Source organism: Streptomyces sp. NPDC054849 (assembly GCF_053610945.1).
Window position 1 is genome coordinate 1 of the sequence record NZ_JBSGZI010000173.1, and the last position, 7,807, is coordinate 7,807.

Below are 7,807 nucleotides of genomic sequence, written 5' to 3' on the forward strand. Positions count from 1 at the left end.
CACCCTGCAGGGGAACGCCCAGGCCGCAGACGCGGTAGAGGTAGTCAGGCCGCCCACTCCAGCCCGAGGTCCGCCAGGCCTGGAGCCTGTCGGCGGCGAGCTTCCCGCGCCTGCTCTTACTGTTCGACATGAACACCCCGAGCTTGACGGTGTGTTCCTTGCCGTCGACGGTAACGGTCTCTGCGTGAGCTCTGGGGACGGTCAGGGAGCCGGTGCGAGCCTGGTCTGCCGGCCCGGGGCTCACGGGCCCCGCTCGAAGGCTGAGAGGCGCCCTTGCGGGCTGTGAATGGGTTGCGGCGGTGGTACCAGATGGCGTCAGTCAGAACGGGACGGCTGTCCCTGCTCACGCTGCCCAGCCGTAGTGATCATGGCTGTCACGAGGTGACCAAGCTGGCGCCCTCGGGCGTCAATCACGAAGATGGCCGGCTGCCATGGACGTGCCTGTTCACACATGCTCGTGGGGCCGGTACAGAGTGCGGTCGGGGGAGAGGATGACGGTGGCATCGGTCAGACCGTTCCAGTGGTGGCCGCGGCCGTTGTAGCGGGGGGTGAGGTAGGACCATTCGAGGTTTCCGGCGATCATCGCCTCCAGCGCGTCCAGGTAGGCGCGCAAGCCGCTGTCCTGGCCTGCCGCGCCGGCGCGCAGTGTGGTGGTGAGGTGGTCGAACTCGGTTTCGGCGCGGTGGACGGTCGCGGCGATGCGGTCGACGGCTGCCTGGAGGTCGCCGCCGTTCTCGGCGAGCGCGAGATGGATCTCGTTCATGGTGTCGCCGCTGTAAAGCTCCTTACGGTAGGAGAAGACGTCGTTGACGCCGATCCAGTGGCGTGCCACCAGCATGTTGAGGCGCCGTAGTTCGGGAAGCTTCTCCAGGCGGTCGCTCAGGTCGATGCCGAGGCCGAATTCGAGGAGGGGGAAGCAGCACGCCCCGATCGAGCTGTTGCGGTACTTCTCGTAGGTGGGCAGGTCCAGTGCCGCACGGTCCTGGACGAGGTCACGTTCGGCGTGGCAGGCCTCCAAGAACTCATGCAAGGTGCGCGCATAGCGCTGCCACACCCGCTGGGATGCGAGGGGAAGAGTCCAGTCCCGCAGCTGCCCGAATGCCCGGGTGAAGGGGGTGTCCACGGCGGGCGGTCTGCCGTCGAGGACGGCAGGCAGGTCGTGGATGCCGAGCTGCCGGACCCGGGACGGCGGTGCCTGGGCGAAGACGTCGTCGATGCTGAACAGGACGTCGATCCAGGCGCAGACCAGTTCGATGCGGTCCTCGCGAGCGTCGGCGTAGGTGAGCAGGTTCCACAGGCTGGTGCGGTGTTCCAGGAACGTCTCCAGCTCCTCCTGGCTGTCGTAGGCATCGCGCAGGAGTGTGACGAGGCGGGCCGCGCAGCGCTGTTCCAGCACCTCGAGCCCGGGGCGGCGCCGGGCGGGCGTGAACCGGGGGAAGAGCGGCATCCGGAAGCAGGGGTGCTCCTCGGGCGACGCGGCTATGCCGCCCGCGGGGCCGCCGTCCTCTGCGTGGCCGGAGGTTCTCATCACTGCTCCCCCCATCCGGCGGGCGAGGCCGTGCGGCGGGTTGCGACCAGAGGGCCGGCCTTCGGGGAGAGCAGGAAACGGGGCAGGGGCCGCAACGGTGTGGCGCCGGCCTTGCGCAGTTGCCAGCGGCTGCTGATCGTGGCGAGGGCGAGGACGGTCTCCGTCATGCCGTAGTGCTCGCCCAGGCACTTGCGGCGCCCGCCGCCGAAGGCCATGAACGCCTGGCGCTGGGCGGAAGTGACGCGTTCGGGCAGCCACCGGTCGGGGTCCAGACGTCCCGGGTCGGGGAACACGTCGGGGTCCCGTTGCAGGGTGTAGGGAGAGACGATCACATCCGCGCCCGCGGGAACGGTGAAACCGGCGAGCACAGTCTCCTCCAGGGCGACACGGCTGAGCATCCAGGTCGGGGGCCACAGCCGCAGCACCTCGGTGAGCACCTGACGGGTGTAGGGCAGGCGCTCGATGTCGGCGAAGGCGGGAGCGCTTGCGGCCAACTCGCGGTCCAGCTCGGCCCACAGCCGGCTCTCCACGTCCGGGTGGTCGGCCAGGGCGTGCAGGGTCCAGGCGAGCAGGGATGCCGTGGTCTCCACGCCCGCGGCCAGTACCGACAGAACCTGATCACGTACCTCCGTGTCGTCAAGCGGGCGGCCGTCGCCGTCGGCAGCGGCCATCACCAGCGACAGCAAGTCGTCCCCCGGCGCCTCGCCGGCCCGGTACTGCGCGATCACGTCACCAACGGCCAGCTTCAGGCGGACCTGCGCGCGACGGAAACGACGGTTGGCCGGCAGCGGAAAACGGTGCAGCAGCGGCCAGGGCACCAACAACTGGCGGAACATGCCCTCCAGCAGCACCGGCAGGGCACAGGCCATCGTGTCCGCTGCCCTACGGCCGGCCGGGGCCGCGATCAGAGTCCGAGCCACCACCTGGGCCGCCAGCCCGTACATGCGCGCTTCGACATCCAGCAGCTCGCCCTCACGCCACCCGCCGACCGCCTGCGCGATGCACTCACCCATCACCGGGGAATACCGGGCCACCTGGTCACGGTGGAACGCAGGCCTCATCACCGGCTGCTGACGCCGGTGATCGGCGTTGCTACAGGTGATCACACCATTGCCGACCAGGACCCGCGCCGTGTCCATGAACGGCCCGCCCTTGTCGAACACGGACGACACCAGCACCTGGTGGGCCGCCTCCGCCGCGTTGACCACATACACCGCACGCCCGGCGAGGCGCACCCTCACCATCGCCGGCCCTCCCCGCAGAGAGCTGAGAAAGGCGAGGGGATCACGCACCATCTGGGTCACGTGACCCAACCACGGCACACCCCCTTCAACCTGCTGAACCTGCTGAGCCCCCACCGCGCCCACTCCCCCCGATACCTGTCCGGCAGCACACTGAACGACAACCGCCCGCCCGACTCCGCGCGCGAAACACAAAACCGTTTCCTCTTCCCCCCAGGCACACCCGTACCGCGCCGCTGGCAAACGAGCTGCCCACCCGTCAGCCGCTCATCCGCGCACGCGGGGGCGCACGACAGCACTCCTGCGGCGCACATGCACTCCCCATCCACGTCTACGTCGTCGGGCGCGTCGATGTCACACAGCAGTAGCGACCCTGGCGGGCCTCTAGGCATAAGCGTTTCCGGGGGCGCGGCGGCCTCGCGGCTTTTGGAGAAAGGGCCCCACCCCCTCGCCCGTGCGCGGTCCGTGCAGTGGTGTCCGCCGGGACGCGTGTCCGACAGGCGTGTTTGCCTGCGAGGCTCGTTCGGCTGGAGTCGGGGGATTCGCTGTGCCGGCCCTGGGGCATACAGGGCGGAGCCGGCCCGAGCGGTGCACGAGCAGAGTGTTCGCGCCATCGTCGGGTTCCAGCCGTTCCCACGGGAGTGCCCGCCCCATGTGATCTCCAATGGAACGCTCTGACCCGGAGGGCAGCGTGCCGGCCTGTGAGGGGAGACCATGTCCGACGCCATGCCCGGCCCCGAGAGCACCGACCTCGGCGCGATCTCCGTATCCGGGCCCCGCGGCGCCCGCTCTCGGCTCGATCCCGGTCACCGAGATCCCCCCAGAGGCCGACTGCGGCCCCGCCTGTCACCTGACCGGAACGCCAGTCGCAGGAAGAGAGAGAGCTGTGGAAGGCACGGAGCCACACGCAGGAGCGGCGCTCGAGTCGCCTTCGCTGGCGTCCTATGTGGACCTCGCGGCCGCTCCCCGGCACGTCTTCGTCAACGGTGACGGGAACCGGCGCTGGGCGCGGATCAACGGACGCAGCGTCCTGGACGGGTACCGGCGGGGGTTCGGCCGGATCGAGGAGATCGCGCGCTGGTGCGGTGACGTCGGCATCTCATCGCTGAGCTGGGGGGTGCTGTCCACGTTCAACGTGGCCAGGCGTCCGGCGGCGGAGATCCAGGTGGTGCACCAGGCGACGGCCGAGGTATTGGAACGTCTCGCGCAGGGCGGAGCCTGGAAGATCAGGCATGTCGGCTTCCGTGAGTACTGCGACGAGTCGGTGCTCGCCGCCCTGGACAAGGCGGTGGACGTGACCCGGGAGGCTCCGGGTCTGACCCTCAATGTGATGTATGGCTACAACGGGGACGAAGAAGTCGCCCACGCCGTCCGAGGGCTGGTCCGTGACCTTCAAGCCCTGGCTGCCGGGCAGCCGGTCGACGAGTCGTCCATCACCGCCGAGACGATCTCCAGGCGCCTGTTCATGTACGGGCAGCCCGACATCGATCTCATGATCAGGACTGGGGGCGACCAGCGTCTTTCCCACGTTCCGCCGTGGCACATCGCTTCGACCGAGTTCTATTTCTGTCCCACCCTGTTCCCCGACTTCACCAAGGCCGACTTCCTGCATGCCCTTTGGGCCTATGAGAAGCGGACCCGCAGGATGAGCGGATGATGGCCGGCGATGCCGCACCGGCGCGGCCCGGGCGGTCGGATGCGGGCGAGCGTGCCAGGAGCCGTGAAGCTGTCCGGCATGTACACCCCCCGCTCGTGCGAGGAGTACGAGGCTGGGCGGGCGCAGCCGGTGGCCGGGGTGCGGTTCGTGGGTGAGCTGGTGGACCGGGTGGACGAGCAGGATCGTGCCGTGGGGGTGGTGGACCGCGGCGAAGCGATCCGCCAGGGGTGGCTGCACCGCGTCGCAACGATCGTGTGCCGCAACACCGAAGGGCACGTGCTCGTGCACCGCCGCCCGGAGACCGCATCGCGCTTCCCCGGGCAGCTGAACTGGATGCTGGGAGGTGCCGTCGAAGCCACCGAGTCGTATGAGGAAGCAGCCGCGCGGGAACTGGCGGAGGAACTCGGCGTCCAGGCAACCCCGCACTTCGTGCTCAAATACCTCTGCCACGGGGCGATCGCCCCCTACTGGCTCGGTGTCCACGAGACCGTCATCACGACGCGGGTGCGGCCCGCTGCCCGGGAGATCTCCTGGTACGCCTGGCTCACCGAATCCGAACTGGATGATCTCGTGCGTCATCAGGAGTTCGTCCCCGACGCCCGCGAGGCATACGAGCGCTACAGGTCGCTGAACGCGAGGTCATGAGGTAGCTGGCGTGGATCGTACTCCTGGGCAGGCCGATGTCGGTGACCTGGCCGGGGTGCCACTGCGCCATCGATCGCCGGGTCTGCTCGGCGAGGGCGGCGGCGAGGCGTTCACCCGGTCCGCCGGCCCTGGGTACCGGCATGGGCGGCGCCTTCGTGCCACCCCGTCGCCTGCCTGCAGGTTTATCGGATCGGGCTTGCTGTCTATAGATACGTCGCCCACGACCTCCCCAGCTCCCGCCTCCGGCCTGTCCCCGCGGCGGCCCGGCACCGGCGTGCAGACGACTTCCGCCGACGGACGGCACGCAGGGCCTTGGGGGCCACGACCGGTCGGGCGGCGGACTGAGCGCGCCTCTACTGGCCCAGCCTTCAGCTGGGTGCGAGCTACGGCACTGCTCCGCTTCCCGTGCACAACCGTTCACAACGCTGCTCGTTCACGAGGAGTGCCCCCTGTCCCCGTCGTCCCCGTTGCCGGCCCACGCCGACTGCCGCTGCTCGGAAACCTGCCCGCTTTCGGCCGCAACCCGCTTGCGTTCCTGGAACGTCTGCGCGACGAGTTCGGGGACGTTGTGACCTGGTCGCTCGGCCCGATGAAGATCATGTCTCTCACCCACCCTGAGCACATCGCCGAGCTCCTGGGAAGCAACGAAGGGCACTTCGAGAATCTCGATGCCGGCTGGGCGTTCAAACAACTGGTCGGCAAGAGCGTCATGCGCAGCCAGGGCGCTGCTTGGCGCCGCAAGCGATCCCTGGTCCAGCCCTCCGTCCGCCCCTCCCAGGTACGCCGCTACGCCTCGACGATGGTCGACTGCGCCGTGGCGCTTGCCGACCGCTGGCAGGAAGGCACCCAGATCGACGTGCTGCGGGAGATGGATCGCTCTCCCAGCGCATCGTGGTCCGAAACCTTTTCGGCAACGACATCGGCGACCAGGCCCACGCACTACGAGACGCGATGTCCGTGGCCGGGCGAGAGATCGGCGCCGAGCTACGGGGCATCGGACTCTTCCTGCCGCCCTGGGTGCCTACCCCCGCCCGCCGACGCCTGATCGCCGCCGTCGCGACCGATACGGAGATCGACCAGCTCATCCGCGCCCGACAGGCATCAGGAGAGGCCGGCGACAGCGGCGAGGACCTGCTGGGCAGGCTACTCGCAGCCCGGGACGAGGAAGGACGGCCGCTCACCGCCGCTGAGGTGCGAGACGAAGCGGCGATCCGGTGCTCGACGAACCTTGCCCGCCAGCGGCCCACCGCATGGGGAGTCGAGCCGAGCTGAACTGCGACGTCCTTGTTGGAAGCGCCTTCGGCGCAGGCAAGGATGATCCGGCACCGAAGAGCCCACGCCTGCGGCGTGGAACGACGCCGCACCCACCCTTCGAGCGCAGCCCGTTCCTCGCCGGACAGGATCAACTCGGCCTTCGGCCGCCCAGTACGTGCCACAGACCAAGCTTGTACATCTGAACTGAATTCCTGACCCAGAAGACTAGGAGGCGTGCGTCCCGGCCAGGTCTTCCGCCAGGGCCTGCCCGCGGAAGGCCGCGGGCGGCAGGCCGTAGGCCTCGCGGAACGCCCGGCTGAACGCGGACGCGTGCCGGAAACCCCGCCGGGCGCCGATGACGTGCACGGGCACCTCCTGGTGCAGCGGGTCCGCCAAGTCCTGGCGTGCCCGCGAGAGCCGCTGGCTCTGAAGGAAAGCCGCGGCCGTCGCCCCGCCCCCCTCCTGCTGGAACACCCGGTGGAGATAACTGATGGAGATATGGTGGGCGGCGGCGATCGCGGGGACGTCGAGCAGCGGATCGTCGGCGTTTTCCCTGATGAAGGCCATCACGCGGAGCGCTAGGGCGCGCCGGTGCGTCTCCGGAGTCAAGGACCGGTCCGCTTCGAGGACACCGGCGAAGAGCGAGGCGACGAGATCGGCCAGTACGCCGCTCAGGCGCGGGCCCTCGGCCGGACGGTAGGACCGGCTGTCCTTGGTCACCTGGTCGAGGAAGGTGGCCAGCAGGGCCCCCATTCCCTCCCGGGCCGAGATGCGCTTGCCGATGACCCGGCCAGCGGTGTGCGGGGGCAGCGGCAGCAGCGCCTTGGGTACCTCGACCCCGATGATCTCGACGGAATGCGGGCCGGAACTGATCTCGAACGGCCGTGACGTGTCACTGGTGTGGATGTCGAACACACCGTGCACCACGGTGTCCTTGCCCAGCGTTACCGCTCCCGCCCCGCGTTTGATCAGCGAGAGGTGGAACGCCTCGGGGTCCGACCTCGCTATCAGCTTCGGTGTGCGCTGGAAGGTCAGGGGACGGCATTCCATCGGATAGACCGTGATCCCGCCAAGCGAGATGACGCGCTGGTTCACCCAGAAGTCGGCCGCGTGCTCACTGCGCATCTCCATGGGCGCATGCGTCTCCGACATCAGGGCCCGCCAGCTCTCGAAACGGTCGGCGGGCGCTAGTTCCGCGCTGCGGAACGTTCTCTCGGGCAGCATGATCACGGGTTTACACCGGCCGTGGCGGCCCGCGCAACAAGAGCCGGGGCCCCGGGGCGCGGGCGGCGAGGCGACTCTCCGTCAAGACACTGTGCACGCCAGGCCAATGCGCGGTGCTCCGGGGCTTGGCAGAGTGGGCGCCGGAGGGTCGGTCAGGGGACAGGAAACCGAAGCCCCCGCCGACGACCGGGGGCCTCGCGCGGTCCCGGCACTGAGCTGACGCCGCCCGAGGACGGGGGTTTCGGGCGGCGTCAGCTC

General features: G+C 69.3%; 7 protein-coding genes and 1 pseudogene. 4 read left to right on the plus strand and 4 right to left on the minus strand.

Translation table 11 applies throughout. The features are described 5' to 3' along the window. Positions 1-445: 445 nt before the first annotated feature. Positions 446-1,528 carry a terpene synthase family protein gene (locus ACWGIF_RS37315; RefSeq protein ID WP_453504239.1) on the minus strand — a complete coding sequence of 361 codons (1,083 nt, stop codon included), beginning with the start codon at positions 1,526-1,528 and terminating at the stop codon, positions 446-448. Further along, positions 1,528-2,895 (minus strand): cytochrome P450, encoded by a 1,368-nt coding sequence (locus ACWGIF_RS37320; RefSeq protein ID WP_453504247.1) that lies wholly within the window; start codon positions 2,893-2,895, stop codon positions 1,528-1,530. Before ACWGIF_RS37320 ends, ACWGIF_RS37315 begins: the two co-directional genes overlap by 1 nt. A gap of 760 nt (positions 2,896-3,655) precedes the next feature. On the opposite strand from ACWGIF_RS37320, the gene uppS reads away from it, so the two are divergent. The 4 genes from uppS to ACWGIF_RS37340 all read left to right on the plus strand — a co-directional run bounded on the left by uppS (position 3,656) and on the right by ACWGIF_RS37340 (position 6,343). Continuing rightward, entirely contained in the window at positions 3,656-4,426 is a 771-nt protein-coding gene (uppS, locus tag ACWGIF_RS37325) for a polyprenyl diphosphate synthase (protein WP_453504240.1), read from the plus strand. Between the two features lie 147 nt (positions 4,427-4,573). Further along, a complete protein-coding gene (locus ACWGIF_RS37330) occupies positions 4,574-5,071 on the plus strand; it encodes an NUDIX domain-containing protein (protein WP_453504249.1) in 498 nt (165 codons plus the stop codon). Between the two features lie 442 nt (positions 5,072-5,513). After that, positions 5,514-6,116 carry a cytochrome P450 gene (locus tag ACWGIF_RS37335; protein WP_453504242.1) on the plus strand — a complete coding sequence of 201 codons (603 nt, stop codon included), beginning with the start codon at positions 5,514-5,516 and terminating at the stop codon, positions 6,114-6,116. Further along, the gene (locus tag ACWGIF_RS37340) at positions 6,089-6,343 is read left to right on the plus strand and encodes a hypothetical protein (protein WP_453504244.1); all 255 of its coding nucleotides are present in this window, start codon (positions 6,089-6,091) and stop codon (positions 6,341-6,343) included. Before ACWGIF_RS37335 ends, ACWGIF_RS37340 begins: the two co-directional genes overlap by 28 nt. On the opposite strand, the pseudogene ACWGIF_RS37345 reads toward ACWGIF_RS37340, so the two are convergent. Together ACWGIF_RS37345 and ACWGIF_RS37350 are read right to left on the minus strand one after the other, a co-directional pair. Beyond that, positions 6,292-6,507, minus strand: a pseudogene (locus tag ACWGIF_RS37345) (helix-turn-helix domain-containing protein); the annotation flags it as partial. The gene ACWGIF_RS37340 and the pseudogene ACWGIF_RS37345 sit on opposite strands and share 52 nt — an antisense overlap. A 43-nt stretch (positions 6,508-6,550) precedes the next feature. After that, positions 6,551-7,549 (minus strand): AraC family transcriptional regulator, encoded by a 999-nt coding sequence (locus tag ACWGIF_RS37350; protein ID WP_453504246.1) that lies wholly within the window; start codon positions 7,547-7,549, stop codon positions 6,551-6,553. Between the last annotated feature and the right edge of the window lie 258 nt (positions 7,550-7,807).

Coding starts and splice junctions, on each gene's coding strand:
- ACWGIF_RS37315 (WP_453504239.1), bottom strand. CDS start 1,528: ATGAGAACCTCCGGCCACGCAGAGGACGGCGGCCCCGCGGGCGGCATA.
- ACWGIF_RS37350 (WP_453504246.1), bottom strand. CDS start 7,549: ATGCTGCCCGAGAGAACGTTCCGCAGCGCGGAACTAGCGCCCGCCGAC.